Origin of the sequence: Xanthomonas nasturtii (genome assembly GCF_001660815.1) — a bacterium.
Lineage (GTDB): Bacteria > Pseudomonadota > Gammaproteobacteria > Xanthomonadales > Xanthomonadaceae > Xanthomonas > Xanthomonas nasturtii.
Map to the genome: position 1 here is coordinate 1 of NZ_LYMI01000012.1, position 22,470 is coordinate 22,470.

Annotated in this window: 21 protein-coding genes; 20 read left to right on the plus strand and 1 reads right to left on the minus strand. The window is 66.2% G+C overall.

Annotation, left to right across the window (positions count from 1 at the left end; translation table 11 throughout):
- Window positions 1–194: hypothetical protein (locus A7D16_RS23880; RefSeq protein ID WP_204377168.1), on the plus strand; the 194-nt coding region annotated here is incomplete at its 5' end.
- 103 nt (window positions 195–297) lie between these two features.
- On the opposite strand, the gene A7D16_RS05760 is transcribed toward A7D16_RS23880, so the two are convergent.
- On the minus strand, window positions 298–798 hold the full coding sequence (locus tag A7D16_RS05760; RefSeq protein WP_064630701.1) for a hypothetical protein: 501 nt from the start codon (window positions 796–798) through the stop codon (window positions 298–300).
- A 187-nt stretch (window positions 799–985) separates the two neighbouring features.
- Between A7D16_RS05760 and A7D16_RS05765 the strand changes: the two genes are divergently transcribed.
- The 19 genes from A7D16_RS05765 to nagA all read left to right on the plus strand — a co-directional run bounded on the left by A7D16_RS05765 (window position 986) and on the right by nagA (window position 21,919).
- Window positions 986–2,458 carry a hypothetical protein gene (locus A7D16_RS05765; protein ID WP_064630703.1) on the plus strand — a complete coding sequence of 491 codons (1,473 nt, stop codon included), beginning with the start codon at window positions 986–988 and terminating at the stop codon, window positions 2,456–2,458.
- A 78-nt stretch (window positions 2,459–2,536) separates the two neighbouring features.
- Entirely contained in the window at window positions 2,537–5,194 is a 2,658-nt protein-coding gene (locus tag A7D16_RS05770) for a TonB-dependent receptor domain-containing protein (protein ID WP_064630705.1), read from the plus strand.
- Between the two features lie 158 nt (window positions 5,195–5,352).
- On the plus strand, window positions 5,353–6,171 hold the full coding sequence (locus A7D16_RS05775; RefSeq protein WP_064630707.1) for a type II secretion system protein N: 819 nt from the start codon (window positions 5,353–5,355) through the stop codon (window positions 6,169–6,171).
- Window positions 6,168–8,258: a type II secretion system secretin GspD gene (gene gspD / locus A7D16_RS05780; RefSeq protein ID WP_064630709.1), complete on the plus strand. Its 2,091-nt coding sequence runs from the start codon at window positions 6,168–6,170 to the stop codon at window positions 8,256–8,258. The genes A7D16_RS05775 and gspD overlap by 4 nt, the downstream gene beginning before the upstream one ends.
- A 4-nt stretch (window positions 8,259–8,262) precedes the next feature.
- Window positions 8,263–9,750, plus strand: coding sequence for a type II secretion system ATPase GspE (gene gspE, locus A7D16_RS05785; RefSeq protein ID WP_064630711.1), 1,488 nt, complete (start codon window positions 8,263–8,265; stop codon window positions 9,748–9,750).
- Window positions 9,737–10,939 (plus strand): type II secretion system inner membrane protein GspF, encoded by a 1,203-nt coding sequence (gspF, locus tag A7D16_RS05790; RefSeq protein ID WP_064630713.1) that lies wholly within the window; start codon window positions 9,737–9,739, stop codon window positions 10,937–10,939. Before gspE ends, gspF begins: the two co-directional genes overlap by 14 nt.
- A 27-nt stretch (window positions 10,940–10,966) precedes the next feature.
- On the plus strand, window positions 10,967–11,431 hold the full coding sequence (gene gspG, locus A7D16_RS05795) for a type II secretion system major pseudopilin GspG (protein WP_064630716.1): 465 nt from the start codon (window positions 10,967–10,969) through the stop codon (window positions 11,429–11,431).
- Between the two features lie 48 nt (window positions 11,432–11,479).
- Complete coding sequence (locus tag A7D16_RS05800) at window positions 11,480–11,944, plus strand: GspH/FimT family pseudopilin (protein WP_064630718.1); 465 nt, start codon at window positions 11,480–11,482, stop codon at window positions 11,942–11,944.
- Window positions 11,928–12,308: a type II secretion system minor pseudopilin GspI gene (gene gspI, locus A7D16_RS05805; RefSeq protein WP_064630724.1), complete on the plus strand. Its 381-nt coding sequence runs from the start codon at window positions 11,928–11,930 to the stop codon at window positions 12,306–12,308. The genes A7D16_RS05800 and gspI overlap by 17 nt, the downstream gene beginning before the upstream one ends.
- Window positions 12,305–12,907 carry a type II secretion system minor pseudopilin GspJ gene (gene gspJ / locus A7D16_RS05810; RefSeq protein WP_064630726.1) on the plus strand — a complete coding sequence of 201 codons (603 nt, stop codon included), beginning with the start codon at window positions 12,305–12,307 and terminating at the stop codon, window positions 12,905–12,907. The genes gspI and gspJ overlap by 4 nt, the downstream gene beginning before the upstream one ends.
- Window positions 12,904–13,896: a type II secretion system minor pseudopilin GspK gene (gene gspK, locus A7D16_RS05815; RefSeq protein WP_064630727.1), complete on the plus strand. Its 993-nt coding sequence runs from the start codon at window positions 12,904–12,906 to the stop codon at window positions 13,894–13,896. The genes gspJ and gspK overlap by 4 nt, the downstream gene beginning before the upstream one ends.
- The gene (gene gspL, locus A7D16_RS05820) at window positions 13,893–14,978 is read left to right on the plus strand and encodes a type II secretion system protein GspL (protein WP_064630729.1); all 1,086 of its coding nucleotides are present in this window, start codon (window positions 13,893–13,895) and stop codon (window positions 14,976–14,978) included. Before gspK ends, gspL begins: the two co-directional genes overlap by 4 nt.
- Window positions 14,975–15,436 carry a type II secretion system protein GspM gene (gene gspM / locus A7D16_RS05825; protein WP_064630731.1) on the plus strand — a complete coding sequence of 154 codons (462 nt, stop codon included), beginning with the start codon at window positions 14,975–14,977 and terminating at the stop codon, window positions 15,434–15,436. The genes gspL and gspM overlap by 4 nt, the downstream gene beginning before the upstream one ends.
- Window positions 15,433–16,149 (plus strand): type II secretion system protein N, encoded by a 717-nt coding sequence (gspN, locus tag A7D16_RS05830; protein ID WP_064630734.1) that lies wholly within the window; start codon window positions 15,433–15,435, stop codon window positions 16,147–16,149. Before gspM ends, gspN begins: the two co-directional genes overlap by 4 nt.
- 426 nt (window positions 16,150–16,575) lie before the next feature.
- Complete coding sequence (locus A7D16_RS05835) at window positions 16,576–17,298, plus strand: GntR family transcriptional regulator (RefSeq protein ID WP_181920451.1); 723 nt, start codon at window positions 16,576–16,578, stop codon at window positions 17,296–17,298.
- A 43-nt stretch (window positions 17,299–17,341) separates the two neighbouring features.
- Window positions 17,342–18,619, plus strand: a complete 1,278-nt coding sequence (locus A7D16_RS05840; protein ID WP_064630738.1) for a sugar MFS transporter — start codon at window positions 17,342–17,344, stop codon at window positions 18,617–18,619.
- A 40-nt stretch (window positions 18,620–18,659) separates the two neighbouring features.
- Window positions 18,660–19,727, plus strand: coding sequence for a LacI family DNA-binding transcriptional regulator (locus tag A7D16_RS05845; protein WP_064630952.1), 1,068 nt, complete (start codon window positions 18,660–18,662; stop codon window positions 19,725–19,727).
- Window positions 19,728–19,733: 6 nt separating this feature from the next.
- Window positions 19,734–20,762, plus strand: coding sequence for an SIS domain-containing protein (locus A7D16_RS05850; protein WP_064630740.1), 1,029 nt, complete (start codon window positions 19,734–19,736; stop codon window positions 20,760–20,762).
- A gap of 2 nt (window positions 20,763–20,764) precedes the next feature.
- Window positions 20,765–21,919: an N-acetylglucosamine-6-phosphate deacetylase gene (gene nagA / locus A7D16_RS05855; protein ID WP_064630742.1), complete on the plus strand. Its 1,155-nt coding sequence runs from the start codon at window positions 20,765–20,767 to the stop codon at window positions 21,917–21,919.
- The last annotated feature ends 551 nt before the right edge of the window (window positions 21,920–22,470 follow it).

Sequence of the window (22,470 nt, forward strand, 5' to 3'; positions counted from 1 at the left end):
GTGCGTATGTGGACTCGACGTTCTCCATCGCTCCAAAGCACAACACACCGCGCGCGGCGCACCAAAGCGGCGTTGCCGTGACGCTTGCGCATCACCGCCTCCAATTCAGCACGCTGTTGGATCGTCAACTTCGTTCTTTGCATGACACACTACCTGGGGATCATGCATCCGATTTCAATGATTCAGTGGACTAGGACTCGACACCCAGTCACAAGGGGCCGACCCAAGAGTTGGGACGGGTCATCTTCAGCAAAATCGTCAGGCACGTCGCAACTGCGTACGCGTTGATCGCCGCCCTCAGCCAGGCATGCGCACTGCGCGCTCGCGCAACCACTTGGTGGCTACCCATTTTTCACCGGCCAAAACAGGTGCGCCGGCGTGCAGGCTACGCGTCATCGGATGCGGGCGGTCGTAGTCCACGGTGCGCGAGCGCGCCAGGCGCGGTTGTGCCAGGGCAATCAATGCATCGCATTCGGCATCGGAAAGAAAACCGCCCAGCACCACCACGCGCGGTAGCAACAGGCTGACCAGTACACGCACCTCGCGGTCGCCCAAGGTCAGCAGCGAGGCATCGTCGCTCTGTTGCAACGCAGGCACGCGCACCGGCACCGGCAAGCCGTTTGCCTGCGCATGCTGCTGGATGTGTGCACGCACCAGCGTCTCGACCGCATCGATGGCGTCCTGCTCGCTCCAGCCTCGATCCAGCAGCGGCTGTAGCGCCTGCTCGGGTGGGTAGCCGGCGACGGCCTGCGCCACGATCCAGTCGGCCAGCGCGGTGGGGATATCGGTATGTGTCATCGCTCTACAGTGCATGCCGGCGTGTGGCCGTTGTATGTCAACTGTGTCGCGGTAAGACAAGTGAAACAGACGCTCGCTATAAAAGTGACGGGGATCTTGAACGTGCTCGCCACTGCAGTGCGCGGAACGCCACCAATTCTTGACGACTCCTCTTCATACCGGACCCTTTGACCTGGAGATCAGCCGCATGGCCGTTCGCAACAGCAGCAAGACACTTCTCATGACGTTTGGTACCGCACTGGCGCTGTCGGCCTGTGGTGGCGGTGCCGACCGTGTCGCATCGCCGGGCGAAGGGGCGTTTCCGCCGGCACCTGCACCCGCGCCGACGCCGGCACCCACGCCTGCACCGACCCCGGCACCCGCACCGACCGGCCCGGCCGCCGATTGCCCGACCGGTTTTTCCAATGTCGGCACCATTGCCAACAACACGCTGCGCGCCTGCCAGTTGCCGGAAACCATCACCGGCAATCTGGTGGTGCCGGCACGCGCGGGCACCGCGTATTCGATCAGCGGCCGCGTCAATGTGGGCACCGACCGCGGCGGCAATGCCACCGCTCCGGCGGCCGGCAGCACGCAGGGCATCCTGACCATCGAGCCGGGCGTGACCCTGTTCGGTTCGGCCGGTAGCGACTACATCGTGGTCAACCGCGGCTCGCAACTCTTTGCCGAAGGCAGCGCGACCGCGCCGATCGTGTTCACCGCGCGCCAGGCACTGGATGGCACGGTCAGCGCCAACACCATCGGCCTGTGGGGCGGCATCGTGGTGCTGGGGCGCGCGGCGATCAACAACTGCCCGGGCACCACCGTGTCCGGCACGCCGGAATGCCAGGCGCAGGTGGAAGGCACCAACGCGTTCTATGGCGGCAACAACGCCACCGACAACAGCGGTTCGATGCGCTACCTGCGCGTGATGTATTCGGGCTTCGAAATTTCGCCCAACAACGAGTTGCAGGGCATCACCCTGGCCGGTGTGGGCAGTGGCACGCGTCTGGACTACGTGCAGATCCATAACAGCTCCGACGACGGGATCGAATGGTTCGGCGGCACGGTCAACGGCAACCACCTGGTCATCACCGGCGCCGACGACGATTCGCTGGATACCGACGCCGGCTGGAGCGGTGCACTGCAGTTCGGCATCGTGGTGCAGCGCGCCGGAGGCGGCGACCGCATGAACGAATGGAGCAGCCTGCGTCGCCAGCCGTATTCGCGCCCGAAGGTGGCCAACTTCACCTACGTGGGCAATGCGCGTGCCGGTGCGGCGATCATGCTCAACCAGGGCACCCAGGCGGCGTTCTACAACTCGGTGGTCACGCGCCCTGCCGGTGGCACCGGTGATGGTCTGGTGTGCTTCAACCTGGCCGATGCCGACACGCTCGGGACCTTCCACTCGGTGTTTTTCGCCTGCCCGACCGCATTCGGCAGCGACGCGCGTGCGGCCACCCAGTTCGCGGCCGGCACCAACAACGTCGCCAACGGCGTGTCCACGTTGCAGAACACCTTCGTCAATGGCGCCAACGAAACGGCCGTGCCGGCGTTCCAGGGCTTGAACGGGGTGAGCAGCTTTTTCCAGCAGGTGAACTACATCGGTGGCGTGCGTGATGCCAACGATACCTGGTGGCAGGGCTGGACCTGCGGCCTGACCGCCGATCGTCCCTGCTGAAGGCACGGCATCGCAAGGCAACCGATCGTCGCCTTGCGATGCGTCCAGCGTCATCTTTCTGTTGCCAGGGCTCCCACGATGCGAACCTCTGCTGTTGCCCGTCTTTCGCGGACGGGCTTGTCTCTTTCCATTTCCACCTTGCTGATGTCCGGCGCCGCCATGGCGCAGTCGACCGGCAGCGATGCGGCCGGCGGCAGCAGTAGTTCCAGCGCTGCCGCCAACAGTGCACCCAAGCAACTCGACCAGGTCGTGGTGCGCGGCGACTACATTCCCGAACCGATGCTGCAGACCTCGGAAGTGGCCTCGTTCGTGACGCGCGAAGACATGGAGCGCACCGGCGACAGCAGCGCGGCGGTGGCGCTGACGCGTGTCACCGGGCTGAGCCTGTCGCGTGGCAAGTATGTGTATGTGCGCGGCCTGGGCGAGCGTTATTCCTCGGCCTTGTTCAACGGCTCGCCGCTGCCCAGCCCCGAGCCGATGCAGCGCGTGGTGCCGCTGGATCTGTTTCCCAGCGACGTGCTGCAAAGCGTGACCGTGCAAAAGACCTATTCGGCCGATTATCCGGGCGAATTCGGCGGTGGCGTGATCGATCTGCAATCGATGGCGATCCCCGACAAGCCGTTCCTGTCGTTGACCGTGGGTGGCGGCGCCAATAGTGTCAGCACCGGCGAAAAGGGCCTGACCTATTACGGTTCCGGCGATGACGAGCGGGGCTTTGATGATGGCACCCGCAAGCAGCCTGCGGCCTTGCGCGATGCGATCAAGACCGGCCGCCGGGTCGATCTGGGTAGCTTCTCGCGCGAGGACATCCGCCGGATCGGGCGCAGTTTGAACAATGCCAACCTGTATGTGCTGCAGGAAAAGGACAGCATCGACCCGGACGTCAACGTGGGTGGCAGTGCCGGCTACAGCATGGAAGTGGGCGAAGCCAGGCTGGGCATCATTGCCGTGGCCAGCTACGACAACGAGTGGCGCACGCGCACCGGCAAACAGCAGGACGGCATCTTTGTCGGCGACAGCGTGGAGTTCAATTCCAATTACGATTTCGCCACCACCCGCAACAACGTGCGCAGCAACGGCATGTTGGGGCTGGGGTGGGAATACGGTCGCCACACCATCGGCTGGACCACGTTGTACGTGCACGACACCTTGAAAGTGGCGCGCAGCCGTGCCGGCCGCGACGAACTGGCCGGCTTCGATGTGCGCGACGACAACACCGAGTGGTACGCGCGCCAGTTGATCAACAACCAGCTGCGCGGCACGCACGCCTTCGGCGAATACGACGATTTGAAGATCGAATGGCGCGCGGCAGTGGCCAACGCCAGCCGCGATGTGCCGTATGAGACCGGCATTCGCTACGAGCTGCTGGATGGTTACTGGGCGCACGACGCCTCGCGTGTGCAGAACTACACGCGCTTCAGCAAGGTCGACGACACCGTCGCCAGTGGTGGCGTGGATGTCACCTGGCGCTTGCCGATGGAGCACGAGCTCACTGTCAAGGGCGGCCTGGCCTATCTGGACAACGACCGTAGCGCGTGGAGCCGCGAATTCCGCTTCCTGGCGCTGGATGGCCCGCTGCCGTTCTTGAACCAGTACCAGCGCGTGGATTATCTGATTTCCGACTACAACCTCAGCAACGATCTGCTGCGTCTGCGCGAAACCACCGGCAGTTTCGGTGCGGCGGCGTATGACGCCACCTTGAAGGTCAAGGCAGCGTATCTGCAGGCCGAAGGCGAGATCGTGCCGACGCTGCGGGCCACCGTGGGGGTGCGTTACGAAGATGCCACCCAGGCGGTGCATCCGTACGACATCTTCAGCGGCACGCGTCAGGACGGCGTGGCACCGTTGGAGAACAGCTATGCGCTGCCGTCGGCCACGGTGACCTGGAATTTTGCCGAGAACCAGCAGCTGCGCTTTGGCGCGTCCAAGACCATTGCCCGCCCGCAGTTCCGCGAAATGGCGCCGCAGCAATATCTGGACCCGGATATCGACCGCCAGTTCTTCGGCAACCCGTTCCTGATCGACAGCGAGCTGGTCAATCTGGATGCGCGCTACGAATGGTTCTTCGAGCCGGGCCAGTACGTCACCGTCGGCGCGTTCTACAAGAACATCGACAAACCGATCGAAGCCATCGTCAACGACGCGCCCGGTGGCGGCATCGTGCAGAGCTTCATCAATGCGCCCAAGGCCACGCTGTACGGTGTGGAGCTGGAGGCCAAGAAGTATCAGGACCTGCCGATCGCTGCCGATTGGTGGGGCGACAAGCGCGTGTTCGTCTCCGGCAATTACACGCGTACCACCTCGGAGGTAAGCGCCAGCGCCGGCGACACGGTGCAGCCGTTCGGCTTCAGCGCACCGGTGCAGGCCAACCTGTTCATTCGCGATGGCTCTGCGTTGCAAGGCCAGTCGGATGACATTGCCAACCTGCAGATTGGCGTGGAAAGCGAGAGCACGCACAGCCAGGCCACCTTGATTGCCAATTACGTGGGCGAGCGGGTGTCGGCACGTGGTCGTCCGGGGCAGCCGGATTACATCGACAAGCCCGGCACTTCGCTGGATCTGGTGATCAAGAAGGGCCTGGTGTGGTCGGGCGATACGGTGTCGGTGAACGTTGCCGCACGCAATCTGCTCAAGACCAAATACCAGGAGTATCAAAAGCTGGGCAGCAACCGGGTGGACCTGTACACCTACCAGCCCGGCATCAGCTATGACATCAGTGTGACAGCGCGCTTCTGATCCAGCGCATCGTCGGCAGTAGCGCAAACGCCCGCTGTGCATCGCATGGCGGGCGTTTGCGTTTTCTCGCGTGGCGCCGTGTGTCGGCCTGTGTCATCAATTTCTTCGAACTGACACATTGCCGCCGCATTCTGTCATCCAATCGAAATCCGCGACGGATGTCCGCTTTGCAGCGCGCCTGGCCCTCATTGAATTCCTTGTTGCTGGCGCCGGGCGTTCGCACTGCGGTGGCGTGCTGCACGATCGCACTGCTGGCGCTGCAGGGCGTGCGCTTGCTGTGGCTGGTACTCACGCCGATCGGGCCGCTGGGCACGGCGCAAACTGGTTCGCCCGGCACTGCCGACGTGTCTGCGCTGAGCCGCGATGTGTTCTATCGCAACGTGTCCGCTGCCACTAGCGAGGGCCTCGTGTTGCACGGCGTGCGCGCTGGTGGCACGCAGGCGGCCGCCTATCTCAGTGGCAGCGATGGCCGGCAAGGCGCATACCGCGTCGACGACACGCTGGCGCCCGGTGTGGTGGTGCAGGCGATCGCAGCCGACCATGTGGTGCTGCGTGACGGCGGCGGTGTACGTCGAATCGCATTGACTGAATCTGCTGCTACGGCGGCACCGCTAGCGCCTGCATCGACGAGCGCCACCGCGCCGGCCGCTGCTGCCGCGGCAGTGCACTCGAATGTCGCAACGGCAGCAGGCGCGACCGCAGCCGCAGCGGTCGATCCGCAGCAGTTGCTCGCCAGTGCCGGCCTGCGCGCAAGCGCCGACGGTGGCGGCCTCACCGTCATGCCGCGCGGCGATGGTGCATTGCTGCGTCAGGCCGGCCTGGCGCCGGGCGATGTGCTGACCCAGATCAACGGCCGCACGCTCGATGCAGAGCATCTGCGCGAGCTGCAGGACGAATTGCGCGATGGCCAGAGCGCCACGCTGACCTACCGCCGCGACGGCCAGACCCACACCATGACCTTGAAGCGCCCGCAATGACTGCTGTTCGCCCGCTCTGGCTGCTCTCGGCCACGTTGTTGCTCGCACTGCCTGCGCTGCCGACGACGGCACTGCATGCTGCCGATGCGCCGGCAGTACGCCTGCAGGACGTGGACCTGCGCGCCTTCATCCAGGACGTCTCGCGCGCCACCGGCATCACCTTCATCGTGGATGCGCGCGTGCAGGGCTCGGTCAACGTGGCGCGTGCGCAGGCGATGTCGGAAGAAGACCTGCTTGGCATGCTGCTGGCGGTGCTGCGCGCCAATGGCTTGATTGCGGTGTCCAGCGGGCCGGCGACCTACCGCATCATTCCCGACGACACCGCCGCGCAACAGCCCGGCAGTGCGGCCAATGGCAATCTGGGATTTGCCACGCAGGTGTTCACCCTGCAGCGCGTGGATGCGCGCAGCGCGGCAGAAATCCTCAAGCCGCTGATCGGGCGCGGCGGAGTGATCATGGCGATGCCGCAAGGCAATAGCCTGTTGATTGCCGACTACGCCGATAACCTGCGCCGCATCCGTACCCTGGTGGCGCAGATCGATACCGACCGCGCGGCCATCGATACGGTGACGCTGCGCAACAGCTCGGCGCAGGAACTGGCGCGCACCTTGACCATGCTGTTCGGGCAAGGCAGCGAGCGCAGCAATGTGCTGTCGGTGTTGCCGGTGGACAGCAGCAACTCGTTGATCGTGCGTGGCGACCCCGCACTGGTGCAGCGGGTGGTGCGCACCGCAGTAGACCTGGACGGGCGCGCCGAACGCCGCGGCGATGTCAGTGTGGTGCGGCTGCAACACGCCAGTGCCGAGCAATTGCTGCCGGTGTTGCAACAGCTGGTCGGGCAGACCCCGGGCAATGAGGCGCAGGCCGGGCAGGACACGCGCTCCACCGCGGTGGATGTCGCCAATGCAGCCGGCGCCGCACAGACCCAGGTGATCACGCCGGCAGCAGGCAAGCGCCCGGTGATCGTGCGCTACCCCGGCTCCAATGCCTTGATCATCAATGCCGACCCGGAGACCCAGCGCGCCTTGATGGATGTGATCCGGCAGCTGGACGTGCACCGCGAGCAGGTGCTGGTGGAAGCGATCGTGGTGGAGATCTCCGACACCGCTGCCAAGCGCCTGGGCGTGCAGCTGCTGCTGGCCGGCCGCAACGGCACCGTGCCGTTGATCGCCACGCAGTACAGCGGCGCATCGCCGGGCATGGTGCCGCTGGCCGCTGCGGCGGCGGGCACGCGCAGCGGCAATACCGACGACGATTCGGTGCTGGAACAGGCGCGCAATGTGGCCGCGCAATCGCTGCTGGGCCTGAGCGGCGGTTTGATCGGGCTGGCCGGGCAAAGCAACGATGCGGTGTTCGGCGTGATCATCGATGCGGTCAAGAGCGACACCGGCTCCAACCTGTTGTCCACGCCCTCGATCATGACCCTCGACAACGAACAGGCACGCATCCTGGTCGGCCAGGAAGTGCCGATCACCACCGGCGAAGTGCTGGGTGCGGCCAACGACAACCCGTTCCGCACCATCCAGCGCCAGGACGTGGGCGTGGAACTGGAAGTGCGCCCGCAGATCAACACCGCTGGTGGCATCACCCTGGCGATCAAGCAGGAAGTCTCGGCCATTGCCGGGCCGGTCAGCGCGCAATCCTCGGAGCTGGTGTTCAACAAGCGCCAGATCGAAACGCGTGTGGTGGTGGAAAACGGCGCCATCGTCGCGCTCGGCGGCCTGCTCGACCAGAACGACCGCCAGACCGTCGAAAAGGTGCCGCTGCTCGGCGATGTGCCCGGGCTGGGTGCGTTGTTCCGGCACAGGTCGCGCAACCGCGACAAGACCAACCTGATGGTGTTCATTCGCCCCACCATCATCCGCGATGCGGCCGATGCGCAACGCATGACTGCGCCGCGCTACAGCTATCTGCGCGACCGCCAGCTGGCCGATGGCGACCCGGAAGCGGCGTTCGATGCGTTGGTGCGCGACTACTTGCGTGCACAGCCGCCGCAGTTGCCGGCCGGCCCTGCGCCGCTTGCACCGACGCCGACGCAAACACCGGCAACCACGCCTGCGCCCAACGCGCGCCCCGCGCAGCGTTGATGCCATGAGCACCGCACGCGCCAGCATTTCCTATGCATTCGCCAAGCGTCACGGCGTGGTGTTGCTTGGCAGCGACACTGCCGCGCAGATCGGCCTGCGCGAAGGTGGCGATGTGCAGGCCTTGATCGAACTGCGGCGTGCGCTGGGCATGCCGCTGCAGGTGCGTACGCTGGCGCCGTCGGTTTTCGACCGGCACGTGTCGGAGATCTATGCCGATGCCGGGCTGGAGCAGGGGGTGCAGGTCGAGGCGCTGGACCTGCACGGCAGCCTGGATTCGTTGATCGACGACATCCCCACTGCCGATCTGCTCGACAGCCAGGACGATGCGCCGATCATCCGCCTGATCAACGGCATCATCGCCGAGGCCGCGCGCCTGGGCGCGTCCGACGTGCATCTGGAATCCTACGAATCGCGCTTGCGGGTGCGCTTGCGCGTGGATGGGGTGATGCGCGAAGCGGCCACCTTGCCCGGGCGCATCGCGCCGTTGCTGGTGTCCCGGGTCAAGGTGATGGCGCGGCTGGATATCGCCGAAAAACGCATCCCGCAGGATGGCCGCGTGTCGCTGGTGATGGGCGCAAAGGCGCTGGACGTGCGCGTCTCCACGCTGCCCACGCGCGGCAGCGAGCGGGTGGTGCTGCGTATTCTGGACAAGGAACAGGGCACGCTGTCGCTGGCACAACTGGCCATGCCGCCGGCGGTGATGCACACGGTGCAGCGCGCCTTGCAGGTGCCCAACGGCATCGTGCTGGTCACCGGGCCCACCGGTTCGGGCAAGACCACCACGCTGTATGCAGCGCTGAGCCTGCTCAACGATGGCTCGCGCAACATCCTCACCGTCGAAGACCCGGTGGAATACGCCATCGATGGCGTCGGCCAGACCCAGGTCAACGCACGTGTCGGCATGACCTTCGCCGCCGGCCTGCGCGCCATCCTGCGGCAGGACCCGGACGTGGTGATGATCGGCGAGATCCGCGACACCGAGACCGCACAGATCGCGGTCCAGGCCAGCCTCACCGGCCATCTGGTGCTCTCCACCGTGCACACCAACGACGCGGTGGGGGCGGTCACGCGCCTGCGCGACATGGGCATCGAACCGTTTCTGCTGGCATCGAGCCTGCGGCTGATCCTGGCGCAGCGGCTGGTGCGGCGCTTGTGCCCGCAGTGCCGCTGCGAGCGCACGATCGATGCGGGCACGCACCAACTGCTGGATGCGCCTGCCGACGCGTTGATCTACACAGCCGTGGGCTGCAGCGTCTGCCACCACAGCGGCTACGCCGGGCGCGTGGGCATCTACGAAGCCATTGCGGTGGACGATGCGATGCGCCGCCTGATCGGCGACAACGCCGACGAAGATGCGCTGGCGGCGGTGGCCTTCGCGCGCGCGCCGCGGCTGGGCGATGCCGCACGTGCCGCCGTGTTGCAAGGCTTGACCACGCTGGAAGAAGCGCTGCGTGTCACCCGCCAGCAGGACGACGCGCATGCCGCAGTTTGATTACACCGTGCTCGATCTGCAGGGGCGCAACCGGCACGGCGTGATCAGCGCCAACAGCGTGCACAGTGCGCGTGCGCAGCTGGAACAGCGGCAATGGGTGCCGGTGCGCGTGGAAGCGGCCGCAGCGACAGCCGGTACGGCCGTGCGCGCAGCGCGCTTCAGCGGCAAGGATCTGGTCCTGTTCACCCGCCAGCTCTCCACCCTCGTGGAAACCGCGCCACTGGAAGAAGCCCTGCGCACCATCGGCACCCAGTCCGAACGCCGCGGCGTGCGCCAGGTCACCAGCCAGACGCATGCGTTGGTGCTCGAAGGGTTTCGCCTGTCCGATGCAATGGCACGCCAGGGCAAGGCGTTTCCCGCGTTGTATCGCGCGATGGTGGCCGCCGGCGAAAGCGCGGGCGCGTTGCCGCAGGTGCTGGAACGCCTTGCCGATTTGCTCGAACGCCAGGCGCAGGTGCGCAGCAAGTTGCAGTCTGCACTGGTCTATCCCGCCGCACTTGCATTGACGGCCGGTGCGGTGGTGATCGTGCTGATGACCTTCGTGGTGCCCAAGGTGGTGGACCAGTTCGATTCGATGGGCCGCACCTTGCCCTGGCTGACGCGTGCGGTGATCGGCGTGTCGCAGTTTCTGTTGCATGCAGGCATCCCGTTACTCATTGCGCTGGCGGTTGCGGCGGTGGCCGCGTTGCACATGCTCAAACGCCCGGCGCTGCGCCTGGCGGCAGACCGCGCGCTCTTGCGTGCGCCCCTGCTGGGCCGGCTGATCCGCGATCTGCACGCCGCACGCATGGCGCGCACGTTGGCGATCATGGTCAACAGCGGCCTGCCGCTGATGGAGGGCCTGATGATTGCCGCGCGCACCGTGGACAACCGCGCGTTGCGGCTGGCCACAGACAACATGGTCACCGCGATCCGCGAAGGCGGCAGCCTGGCCGCGGCGATGAAGCGCGCGGGGGTGTTTCCGCCGACGCTGCTGTACATGGCTTCCAGCGGCGAAAACAGCGGGCGTCTGGCGCCGATGCTGGAGCGCGCTGCCGATTATCTGGAACGCGAATTCGCCTCGTTCACCACCGCCGCGATGAGCCTGCTGGAGCCGGCCATCATCGTGCTGCTGGGCGGGGTGGTGGCGGTCATCGTGCTGTCGATCCTGTTGCCCATCCTGCAATTCAACACCCTCGCGCTTGGTTGAGCGCGGCTGCTTCTTACGGAGATCTTCATGCAGTCCATTCAATACCGTGTACGCATCGACGCATTCACCTCGCCCAAGCGTGCGCGCGGCTTCACCCTGGTCGAGCTGATGGTGGTCATCGTCATCATCGGCCTGCTCGCCACCGTGGTGATGATCAACGTGATGCCCAGCCAGGACCGCGCGATGGTCGAAAAGGCGCGTGCCGACGTGGCGGTGCTGGAACAGGCGCTGGAAACCTACCGCCTGGATAACCTCAGCTATCCGAGCACCGAACAAGGCCTGCAGGCCTTGCTCAACCCGCCGAGCGGATTGACGCGGCCGGAGCGTTATCGGCAGGGTGGCTATATCCGCCGGCTGCCGGAAGACCCGTGGGGCCACGCCTATCAATACCGGCGTCCGGGCCGCAATGGCGGCTTCGACGTGTACTCGTTTGGCGCCGATGGCGCAGAGGGCGGCGATGCCGACAACGCCGATATCGGCAACTGGCGCTGAGTGCCGACAGTGCCTGCCACTGCACAGCGAGCAACCCGGTGCATGCGAATGTACGCGGCGCCAACGCACGCGCGCGGCTTCACCCTGCTCGAAGTGCTCGCGGTACTGGTGATCACCGCGCTTGCCAGCACGCTGGTGGTGATGACCTTGCCCGATACGCAGCGCGATCTGCGCGATCACGCCGATACGCTGGCCAGTGCGCTGATGCACGCGCGCGACGAGGCGATCATGAGTTTGCGCATGGTGGAGGTCAGTATCGATGCCGGCGGCTACGCGTTCCGTCGCCAGGCGCAGCAGCGCTGGATCGCCTTGGATGAAACGCCGTTCGCGGCCATGCGCTGGCCGCAAGGCATCCAGGCGCAGTTGCCCGCCGGCAGCGAGCGACTGAGCGTGCGTTTCGATCCCACCGGTGCGGCCACGCCGCAACGCATCGCATTGGGGGATGGTCGGCAGCAGATGCAGGTGATGGTGGATGCCGCCGGTGTGGTGCAGGTCGATGCGCCCTCGCGCTGACCCACGCGCAGCGGGCGGATTCTCGCTGATCGAGCTGATGGTCGCGCTGGCGATCTTCGGCATGGCGGTGGTCGGTCTGTTGAATCTGTCCGGCGAGAGCACCCGCACGGCGGCGGTGCTGGAAGAGCGGGCACTGGCTGCGGTGGTGGCTGAAAATCAGGCGATCGAGGCCATGCTGGCGCCCGCTGCTGCCGTACGCGCACCGGCGAACGGGCAGGCAGTGCTCGGCGATCGCCGCTGGGAATGGCAACGCCAGGCGATGCCGGCCGGCGCCGCAGGCCTGTTGCGGATCGAGGTGCGCGTGCGCGCCGCAGGCCAGGCGCAGGAGGTTGCCAGCCTGAGTGTGCTGCGGAGTGCCGAATGATCCGCAGGCAACGCACGCGCGGCTTCAGCTTGATCGAACTGCTGGTGGCTCTGGCGGTATTCGCGCTGGTGGCCGCAGTGGCGGTGGTGGTGATGCGGCAGAGCATCGCTCAGCGCGATGCCGTGCGCGCGCGCCTCCAACAGATCCGCGATTTCCAACTGACGCATGGCCTGCTGCGCAGCGACCTGCAACAGGCTGCGGTGCGCCGCACCCGCAACAGCGAGGGCAGTGCCGCCCGCAGCGCATTTGCCGCAAGCGCACCGGGCACGCAGGGGCCGTTGTTCGGCTTCGTGCGGCGTGGCTGGAGCAACCCGGACCAGGCGCCGCGTGCGTCGCTGCAATACGTGGAATACCGCGTGGTGGATGGGCGGCTGGAGCGCAGCGCACGCCCCGCGCTCGACGGCGCAACCGCCGGCACGCCGCAGGTGCTGTTGCGCGGTGTGCGCTCGGCAGTGGTGGCGTTCCATTACCGTGCGCAATGGAGCGATGGCTGGAGCGGCGGGCTGGAAGCAGTGCCGGATGCGGTCGCGCTGGAGTTGGAACTGGACCACTGGGGACGGGTGCGCCAGCTGTTCCTGCTGCCGGAGGGGCGCACATGAGCGCGCTGTGTGTTCCTGCCAGGCAACGGGGCGTGGCCTTGCTCACGGTCTTGCTGCTGGTTGCAGTGATGACCTTGCTGATGGTCGCCGTGCTGGACGATCTGCGCTTCGGGCTGCGCCTTAGCGGCAATGGCGCGGCGATGACGCAGGCGCAGTGGTACGCACTGGGGAGCGAGGCCGTCGCGCGGCAACGGTTGCAGGCCTTGGCAAAGCGCGATCCGCTGCGCACCACCCTGGACGGCGGCTGGAACGACCAGCCGATCCGCTTTCCGTTGGACGACGGTGCCGTGAGCGTGCGCCTGCGCGACCGCGGCGGCTGCTTCAATCTCAACAGCGTGGTTGTCGGTGCGCCCGAGCAATGGCAGCGCAGCGCTGAAGGTGCACGTCAATATCGCGCCTTGCTCGAAGTGCTGGGCATCGCCCCGCAACAGGCGCAGGCGCTGACCGATGCGCTGGTGGACTGGATCGACAGCGACGCGCAGCCCGGTGCGCACGGTGCCGAAGACGACCGCTACCTGCAGGCTGCCGTGCCGCTGCGTACCGGTGCGACCTTGCTGGCAGGCGTCAGCGAACTGCGCACCATCGTCGGCTATACGCCACAGCTGATCGCGCAACTGCGGCCGTATGTCTGCGCATTGCCGGAGGCGCGCTTGTCGCCGATCAACGTCAACACGCTGCGCCTGGAAGACGCGCCGGTGCTGGTCGCCCTGACCGGCGGTGCATTGGCGTTGCCGGCCGCGCGACGCGTCATCGCCGCACGGCCGGCCGGAGGATGGCGCGACGTCAGGACGTTCCTGAGCCAGCCGGCGTTGCTGCAGGCCGAGCCTTCCAATGCAGTGTTGGAGCAGATCGAACTCCGCACCCATTATTTTTCGCTCTACAGCCAGGTGGACCATGCCGGCGCGCAGGTCCTGCTGGAAGCGTTGCTGCAACAGGAAGCGGCCGGCCGTGTGCGGCTGGTGGCGCGCCAATGGAGTTCCGACGAATGAGTAGTTGCTTGCTGTTGCTGCCAGCCGATGCCGCGGCCGAACCCATTGCCGTGCGCGTGGATGCGCAGGGGCACACCGTGGCGCAGCACACGCCCAGCGCACTGCACGAACGCTCCGCGCGCACGCTGCTGGTGGTACCGGGCAGCGCGGTGCATCTGCGCTGGATGACGCTGCCGGGCCGCAGCGTTGCGCAATCGGTGGCGGCCGCGCGGCTGCAACTTGCCGCGCATCTGGCCACCGATGCGCAGGCCTTGCATGTGGCGATCGCTGAACAGGCCGAGCTCGATGGCGCACGCCTGGTTGCGGCCGTGGACGCTGCGCTGATGCACCAGTGGTTGCAGCGCGCCGCGAGTGTGGGTGTGGTGCCCGATGCGGTGGTGCCGGATTGTCTGTTGCTGGACAACGCCGATGCCGAACAGGCACCCACCGTGGTGGAATGGGATGGGTGCTGGCTGCTGCGCGGGCCGCGCCTGGCTTGCAGCCTGGAGCCGCCGCTTGCGCAGCTGCTGCTCGCCGCACAACCGCATGCGGAAACGCTGCCGCCGGAAGCAGATCCGCAGCGCGCCATTGCCCAGTTCGCGCGCCATGCCGCCACAGCGCCGCTCAATTTGCGCCAACACGCTTTCGCAGCGCAGCCGCAAAAACGTTCTGGCTTCAGTTCGCGCACATTGGCAGCGCTGCTTGGAGTGTTGGTGATCTCGCCGCTGCTGTTGCTGCTGGCGCAGACGCTGCGTTACGAGATTGGCGCGCAGCCGTTGCAACGGCGCGCAATGGCAATGCCGGGCACGCGGGTAAGTGCAAGCGCACCACAGCCTCGGCACCCCACACCCTCAGCGACCGCATTCGCTACCGAGCTTGCGACGTTATTTTCCGCCATCGATGCCATCCCCGGTGCAGAACTGGACGCGCTGACGTACCACCCTGCCGGCCCATTGCGCGTCACCTTGCTGCATGGCGATGCAGCGCAGGTGCAGCAGTTGTCGGCGCGGCTGAGCGCTGCAGGCTGGCAGCTGCGGCCCGGCACACGTCAACCCCAGCACGATAAAGTGCGTACCCCGATGGAACTGGAGCCACCGCGATGAGCAGCCTGCCGCAGCGCACGCACGATTGGTGGCAGGCACGCGCGCCACGCGAGCGCATCATGTTGTCGGTGATGCTCATCGCGGTGGCCGCGTTCGTCGCCTGGTACTTGGTGGTGGTGCCGATGCGGCACTGGCGCACCGCCGCGCAGGCCCGCTACGACGTCGCAGCAGAACAGCTGCTGCACGCACGCGCGTTGCAGCGCGATAGCGTGACTGCAGCGGTGCCGCGCGCGCGCGTTCTGCGCAGCGCGCACGAGGCCGGTATCCTCATCGTCACTCCGTCGCCCGGCGCCCCGGGAACGCTCGAACTGCAGATCGATGCAGTGACCAGCACCGTGCTGTTTTCCTGGCTGGAGCAACTCCGCCAACGTGACAACCTGGCACCGAGCGCGCTCGATATCACCCGCCGCGACGGCCAGTTGCAGGTGCGTTGCACGTTTGCGGGCATCGCGCCATGACACGGCTGCGTTGGCTGTTACTCACCGCCTTGCTGGGTGCGTTCGGGGTGATCGCAACGTTCCCATTGCGATTGGCGATGCCGGTCGAGACGTTGCCAGTTGCAGTGCTCGAAGCACAGGGCTCGCTTTGGAACGGCACCCTGCGTGGGGTGACCTGGAACACGCAGGAACTGGGCGATGTTGGCGTGCGTCTGCGCGCGTGGCCGCTGCTGCGCGGCGAGCGCCAGATGCAGCTGACCGCGACCACCGCACAGCTGGTGGTCCTGCAGGGCGCGCGCCACGGCATGGAGCAGGCCAACGGGCGCATGCTGTTGCGTAAGCCGGGCGGGCTCACGTCGATGGATCTGTCGATCGACCTGCGCGATGTCCGCGCCATCTTCGACAGCACGCGCTGCACACAGGCCGGCGGCGACGTCGCAGTACAGGTGCTCCCCACTCCTGCGGGCGAAGCAGCAGGGCTGTTGCCGCTACGCCTGCGCGGTAGCCCCCAGTGCGTGGACGCTGCGGTGGTGCTGGCGCTCACGCCCGATGGCGGCCTGCCCGAGGGCGTCGACCTCAGCGCCGAGCTGCGCCTGCAGCGCGATGGTCACTGGCAATGGCGCACGCAGGTCGAACCGGGCAAGGACAGCGCCCTGCAGCTTGGCTTGCAACTGCTCGGCTTCACGCAGACGCCGGAGCGCTCGCTGGTGCGGGTCGATCAGGGGCGCCTGTAACCGGTTCGGTGGCGCGGCGGCGACCATTGGCGGTGGCTCACTACAGCCGGTAGTCGCAGCGAAGGCGCCTTGACGCCATTCAGTCCAACTGCAGTGCCAGCCAGACAGCACTTAGCGTGTTCCATTCCGTTTATAAATTGGTCTGATCGGTCGGTGCGCGTGTGTCTGTCGCCCATCTGAAACCGGTCCATCACCTGCCTGCCTGCAAGCGCTGCCAAACCCGCGCCGGTCCTGGCTTAGTTCGGCACTCTGATGAGTGCCATGCGATATCCGCCGCTGCCCGTCTCAGCTTTCAGGCAGAGATTTCCTGCCATTCAAGACCACGGGGCTGGTGCCACGCCGCCGATTGGTACTATATTGGACCTATCGAATTCCGGCAGGTAGATACAACCGATGGTCAAGGTCAGGGCGGACGCCGACAAGCGATTGGACGACCTGCACCTGGACGCGTCCGCGCCGACCCCGCTGTATCTGCAATTGGCCGGCAAGCTCACCGACGCCATCCGTGGCGGCCAGTGGAAGGCCGGCGAGGCGCTGCCGGCCGAGCGCCAGCTGTGCGAGCGCCTGCAGATCTCGCGGGTGACCCTGCGCCAGGCGGTGGATGTGCTGGTCGAACAAGGCCTGGTCTCGCGCCGGCAGGGCGCCGGCACCTTCGTCACCACCCAGATCCAGCATCAACTCAGTGGCCTCACCAGCTTCAGCGAGACGCTGCGCATCAAGGGCTACGAGCCCGGCACGCGCTGGCTGGAGCGGCGGTTGCGCCCGGCACACGGTGAAGAAATCCTGCGGCTGGGGTTGTCGCCGGATGCGGCGGTGGCTTCGCTCACGCGCCTGCGCAGCGCCGACGACCGCGTCATGGCTTACGAGAACGCGGTGCTGCCGCAACGCATCGTCGCCGACCCACAGCAGATCGGCGATTCGCTGTACAGCTACCTGGATGCGCAGGGCACGCCGGTGGTGCGCGCGCTGCAGTATTTCCGCGCGATCAACCTGCCGGCGCGGCTGGCCGAACACCTGCGCATGAAAACCGGCGAGGCGATTCTGCACGTGGTGCGCGTGGGCTATGCCCGCGATGGCAGCGCGATCGAATTGACCGACACCTACTGCCACAACGATTTCTACGATTTCGTCGCCGAACTGCGCCGCTGACGCCGCCGGCATTCCTCACGACAACCTCAGAGCCCGCCGATCCATGACTACCGCCAGGCCCGCAAGTCCCGTTGTCTCGATCGCCATCGTCGGCGTGCTGTTTTTCATCATCGGCTTTTTCACCTGGATCAACGGGCCGCTGATCACCTTCGTGCGGCTGGCGTTCGACCTCAACGAGGTCAACGCGTTTCTGGTGCTGATGGTGTTCTACCTGTCGTACTTCTTTCTGGCGTTGCCGTCGTCATGGATTCTCAAACGCACCGGCATGAAGAAGGGCCTGGCGCTGAGCCTGGTGGTGATGGCGGTAGGTGCAGCCGGATTCGGCCAATTCGCCACGCAGCGCTGGTATCCGGGCGCATTGGGCGGGCTGTTCGTGATCGGTAGCGGCCTGGCCTTGCTGCAGACGGCGATCAACCCCTACATCAGCATTCTCGGGCCGATCGAAAGCGCCGCGCGCCGCATCGCGCTGATGGGCATCTGCAACAAGATCGCCGGCATCCTGGCGCCGATCCTGATCGGCTCGCTGGTATTGCACGGGATCGGCGATCTGTCCGCGCAGGTGGCCAGTGCCACGCCGGCCGCCAAGGAACAGTTGCTCACCGCGTTTGCGGCCAAGATCCACGCGCCGTATCTGGTGATGTCCGGGGTGTTGCTGGTGCTGGCCATCGGCGTGCTGTTTTCGCCGTTGCCCGAGCTCAAGGCCTCCGAAGCCAATGCCACGCCCGGCAGCGCGGCCGGCGCGCAGAAATCCAGCATCTTCCAGTTCCCGCATCTGTGGCTGGGCGTGTTGTGCCTGTTCGTCTACGTGGGTGTGGAAGTGATGGCCGGCGATGCCATCGGTACCTACGGCCACGGCTTCGATCTGCCGCTGGACAGCACCAAGCTGTTCACCTCCTACACGCTGGGCGCGATGTTGCTCGGCTACATCGCCGGCCTGGTGCTGATTCCCAACGTCATTTCGCAGGCGCGTTACCTGAGCATGTCGGCGGTGCTGGGCGTGCTGTTCTCGCTCGGCGCCTTGCTCACCCACGGTTACGTGTCGGTGGGCTTCGTGGCTGCGCTTGGGTTTGCCAACGCCATGATGTGGCCGGCGATCTTTCCGCTGGCCATTCGCGGGCTGGGCCGCTTTACCGAAATCGGCTCGGCACTGCTGGTGATGGGCATTGCCGGCGGCGCGATCATTCCGCAGCTGTTCGCCATTCTCAAACAGCACTACGACTTCCAGGTCGTGTTCGCTGCGTTGATGGTGCCGTGCTATCTGTACATCCTGTTCTATTCGCTGCGCGGTCACCGCGTGGGCCTGCCGGCCCAGGCCAAGTGAGCGACGCGGCATGATGCGTCCCGACGAACAAGGCACACCCATGCGCAGGCCCACCATCAAAGACGTCGCCGAGCGCGCCAAGGTCTCGTTGAAGACCGTGTCGCGGGTGATCAACAACGAGCCCTCGGTGATGCAGGCCACGCGCGCGCGCGTGCTGCGCGCCATCGCCGATCTCGACTACGAGCCCGATCCGTCTGCGCGCAACCTGCGCAGCGGCACGCCGTTCGTGATCGGCCTGGTCTACGACAACCCCAACCCGTACCACATCATCGGCATCCAGAACGGCGTGCTGGCCGCCTGCCGCGAAACCGGCTTCGGCCTGCAGATTCATCCCTGCGATTCCACTTCGCCGCTGCTGGCCGAAGAACTGGCCGAATGGGTGCAGCGTTCGCGTCTGGCCGGCGTGGTGTTGACCGCGCCGATGTCCGAACGCCCGGAACTGCTGGCCGGTCTGGCCGCGCGCGGCATCAAGAGCGTGCGCATCATCGCCTCCACCAAAGATCCCGGCGATGGCCCGTGCGTCTACATCGACGACCGCGATGCCGCGTATGAAATCACCGAGCACCTGATCCAGCTCGGCCATCAGCGCATCGGCTTTCTGTGGGGCGGCTCGCAGCACCGTTCCAGTGGCGAGCGCTATGCCGGCTACGAAGCGGCGTTGAAAGATTACGGCATCGGCCTGGACAAACACCTGGTGATTCCCGGCGACTACACCTTCGACGATGGCTTCCGTGGCGCGCGTCGGTTGTTGTCGTTGCGCGAACCGCCCACGGCCATCTTCGGCAGCAACGACGAAATCGCCGCCGGCGTGCTGGCGGCGGCCAAATCCACCGGCATGAACGTGCCGTATCAGCTATCGATCGCCGGCTTCGAGGACAGCCCGTTCTCGCGCCAGTCGTGGCCGGCATTGACCACCGCCAAGCAGGCCACCGAAGACATCGCACGGCATGCCGCACGCTTGCTGATCAGCCAGTTGCGCAGCGATGCCTACGACGACCAGCCCGCGCAATTGCAGAACCGCGGCTTCGTACCGCAACTGGTGGTGCGCGGCTCCACCGCGCCGGCGCCTGCGTCCACCGGCAAACCCCTTCCCCCCGAATCCGCCTGAGCCACGATGAGCCTTCCCACCGAAACCGACACCTTGATGTTCCGCGAGGCGGCGCAGACTGCCGACGTGGTTGCTGCACAGTTCGCCCGCAATGCCGACACCATCGCCGCGCTTGCGCAGTCGCTGCGCGACAATCCGCCACCGTTCGTGGTGACCTGCGCGCGCGGCAGTTCCGATCACGCCGCCACCTACGCCAAATATCTGTTCGAAACCCAGCTCGGCATCGTCACTGCGTCTGCGTCGCCGTCGGTGGGCTCGGTGTATGCAGCGCCGCTGCAACTGCGTGGCGCGCTGTACATCGTGATTTCGCAATCGGGCAAGAGCCCGGACCTGCTGCGCAATGCCGAAGCGGCCAAGGCCGCCGGCGCGCGCGTGATCGCCCTGGTCAACGTGGAAGATTCGCCGCTGGCGCAGCTGGCCGATGTGGTGATTCCGCTCGGCGCAGGCCCGGAAAACAGCGTGGCTGCCACCAAGAGCTACCTCGCCTCGCTGGCAGCGGTGCTGCAGCTGGGTGCCGTGTGGAAGAACGACCCGGCACTGCTCGCGGCAGTGGAGGCATTGCCGCAGCAACTGCGCAATGCCTGGCAGGCCGACTGGTCGGCACTGACCACCGGTTTGACGCCCGCGCATAACCTGTTCGTGCTGGGCCGCGGCCTGGGCCTGGGCGCGGCGCAGGAAGCGGCCTTGAAGTTCAAGGAAACCTGCGGCCTGCATGCCGAAGCCTACAGCTCGGCCGAGGTCAAGCATGGCCCGATGGCATTGGTGGGCCCGGGCTTCCCGGTCTTGGTGTTTGCCCAGCCGGACGAAACCGGTGCCGGCACGCGCGCACTCGCCGCCGAATTCCGCGCGCGTGGCGCGCAGGTGTGGCTGGCCGCGCCCGATGGCGACCTGCCGCTTGCCGATGCCGCGCATCCTGCCTGCGCACCGCTGCTCACCGTGCAGAGCTTCTATCGCGCGATCAATGCCTTGGCGCTGCAGCGCGGCCACAATCCCGATTTGCCGCCGCATCTGAACAAGGTCACGGAAACCGTCTGATCATGCACGCTTTCACGACTCAGGCACTGTGCAACGCACGCGTGCTCACCGACAACGGATTGCAGGATGGCCTGGTCGTGGTGCTGGCTGGCACGCAGATCCAGGCGATTGTGCCGGCAGATGATGCGCGCGTTGCGCAGGCGCATACGCGCGTGGATCTGGGCGGCGCCACCTTGTTGCCGGGCTTCATCGACATCCAGGTCAACGGCGGCGGCGGGGTGTTGTTCAACAACGCGCGCGACCCGCAGGCACTGGCCACCATCGCCGCGGCGCATCGCCGCTTCGGCACCACCGGCATGCTGCCCACGCTGATCAGCGACACTGCCGAGGTGATGGCCGAAGCGATCGATGCAACGCGTGCTGCAATCGCGCAAGGCGTGCCCGGTGTGCTCGGCATCCATCTGGAAGGCCCGTACCTGAGCCCGGCCCGCAAGGGCACGCACGACGCGCACAAGTTCCGCGTGCCGGACGCGCACGAGATTGCGGTCGACACCTCGTTGGATAACGGCGTCACCCTGATCACGCTCGCGCCCGAGCGCGTGCCGCTGGACGATATCCGTGCCTTCGTTGCCGGCGGCGCGATCGTGTTCGCCGGGCATACTGCGGCGACTTACGAGCAGGCGCGCGCTGGCATTGCCGCAGGCGTCAGCGGTTTTACGCATGTGTACAACGCGATGTCGCAACTGGCCGGGCGCGAGCCCAACGCCGTCGGCGCGGCGCTGGAAGACCCCACTGTGTGGTGCGGCGTCATCGTCGATGGCGTGCACGTGCATCCGGCCAGCCTGCGCGTGGCCCTGGCGGCCAAGCCACGCGGCAAGCTGCTGCTGGTCACCGATGCCATGCCGATGGTCGGCAGCGACAGCCCCAGCTTCGATCTGTATGGCGAGACCATCACCGCCGTGGACGGCGTGGTGCGCAATGCCGATGGCGCACTGGCCGGCTCCGCACTGGACATGGCCACCGCCGTGCGCAACAGCGTGCAGTGGCTGGGCGTGGATCTGGCCGAAGCCGCACGCATGGCCTCCACCTATCCCGCGCAATGCATCGGCCTGGGCGACCGCCTGGGACGCATCGCGCCCGGCTATCAAGCCGACCTGGTGTTGGTGGATGCAGATGTGCAGGTGTTGAGCACCTGGGTGGCCGGGCAGCGGGAGTAAGCGTTACGCTTGCGCCGCGCGACCACGCGCGGCGTTCATGGCGTGTCGCATCGTTGCAACCTTCGCCTACGTCGCGCAGTGCGGCGTCTCTTCATCGTCGTTACGCGTTGCCGACGTTTCATGCAAACCACACTCTGCGCGCGCAAACACTCTGCACCGCACCATCGTGCGCGCAGCGGTGTGGCAGTAGGCAGCAAGGCGCAGCGGTCTGCACGCGCGCCGAAAGCAGTGAGACGACGGTCACGCGGTCATCCAGATATCTGCACAAAACACGCTGTTCAGCGCATAAAAAACTGCGTTCGTGCGGATGAGTTGACAGCGCCGCTCACGAAAGGCACCTTCGTTGATAACGTTGTCAGCGAAGAGACGCTGCTCCACGTTCGAGAAAAACATTGCCGGCCGCGCATCTCGCGGCTTGGCGTTACCCGCATGCCGTCATGGAATGCGGGTGGTCGCTCGTATCCGGTACAGGGGGCGGATTGCGGGCATGACACGCGCGTCGCGCGTCGTTGCGCAACCACACGGTTGCCATCCGACATCAGTTACGAGGT

Coding starts and splice junctions, on each gene's coding strand:
- A7D16_RS05760 (WP_064630701.1), bottom strand. CDS start 798: ATGACACATACCGATATCCCCACCGCGCTGGCCGACTGGATCGTGGCG.
- A7D16_RS05765 (WP_064630703.1), top strand. CDS start 986: ATGGCCGTTCGCAACAGCAGCAAGACACTTCTCATGACGTTTGGTACC.
- A7D16_RS05770 (WP_064630705.1), top strand. CDS start 2,537: ATGCGAACCTCTGCTGTTGCCCGTCTTTCGCGGACGGGCTTGTCTCTT.
- A7D16_RS05775 (WP_064630707.1), top strand. CDS start 5,353: ATGTCCGCTTTGCAGCGCGCCTGGCCCTCATTGAATTCCTTGTTGCTG.
- gspD (WP_064630709.1), top strand. CDS start 6,168: ATGACTGCTGTTCGCCCGCTCTGGCTGCTCTCGGCCACGTTGTTGCTC.
- gspE (WP_064630711.1), top strand. CDS start 8,263: ATGAGCACCGCACGCGCCAGCATTTCCTATGCATTCGCCAAGCGTCAC.
- gspF (WP_064630713.1), top strand. CDS start 9,737: ATGCCGCAGTTTGATTACACCGTGCTCGATCTGCAGGGGCGCAACCGG.
- gspG (WP_064630716.1), top strand. CDS start 10,967: ATGCAGTCCATTCAATACCGTGTACGCATCGACGCATTCACCTCGCCC.
- A7D16_RS05800 (WP_064630718.1), top strand. CDS start 11,480: ATGTACGCGGCGCCAACGCACGCGCGCGGCTTCACCCTGCTCGAAGTG.
- gspI (WP_064630724.1), top strand. CDS start 11,928: ATGCGCCCTCGCGCTGACCCACGCGCAGCGGGCGGATTCTCGCTGATC.
- gspJ (WP_064630726.1), top strand. CDS start 12,305: ATGATCCGCAGGCAACGCACGCGCGGCTTCAGCTTGATCGAACTGCTG.
- gspK (WP_064630727.1), top strand. CDS start 12,904: ATGAGCGCGCTGTGTGTTCCTGCCAGGCAACGGGGCGTGGCCTTGCTC.
- gspL (WP_064630729.1), top strand. CDS start 13,893: ATGAGTAGTTGCTTGCTGTTGCTGCCAGCCGATGCCGCGGCCGAACCC.
- gspM (WP_064630731.1), top strand. CDS start 14,975: ATGAGCAGCCTGCCGCAGCGCACGCACGATTGGTGGCAGGCACGCGCG.
- gspN (WP_064630734.1), top strand. CDS start 15,433: ATGACACGGCTGCGTTGGCTGTTACTCACCGCCTTGCTGGGTGCGTTC.
- A7D16_RS05840 (WP_064630738.1), top strand. CDS start 17,342: ATGACTACCGCCAGGCCCGCAAGTCCCGTTGTCTCGATCGCCATCGTC.
- A7D16_RS05845 (WP_064630952.1), top strand. CDS start 18,660: ATGCGCAGGCCCACCATCAAAGACGTCGCCGAGCGCGCCAAGGTCTCG.
- A7D16_RS05850 (WP_064630740.1), top strand. CDS start 19,734: ATGAGCCTTCCCACCGAAACCGACACCTTGATGTTCCGCGAGGCGGCG.
- nagA (WP_064630742.1), top strand. CDS start 20,765: ATGCACGCTTTCACGACTCAGGCACTGTGCAACGCACGCGTGCTCACC.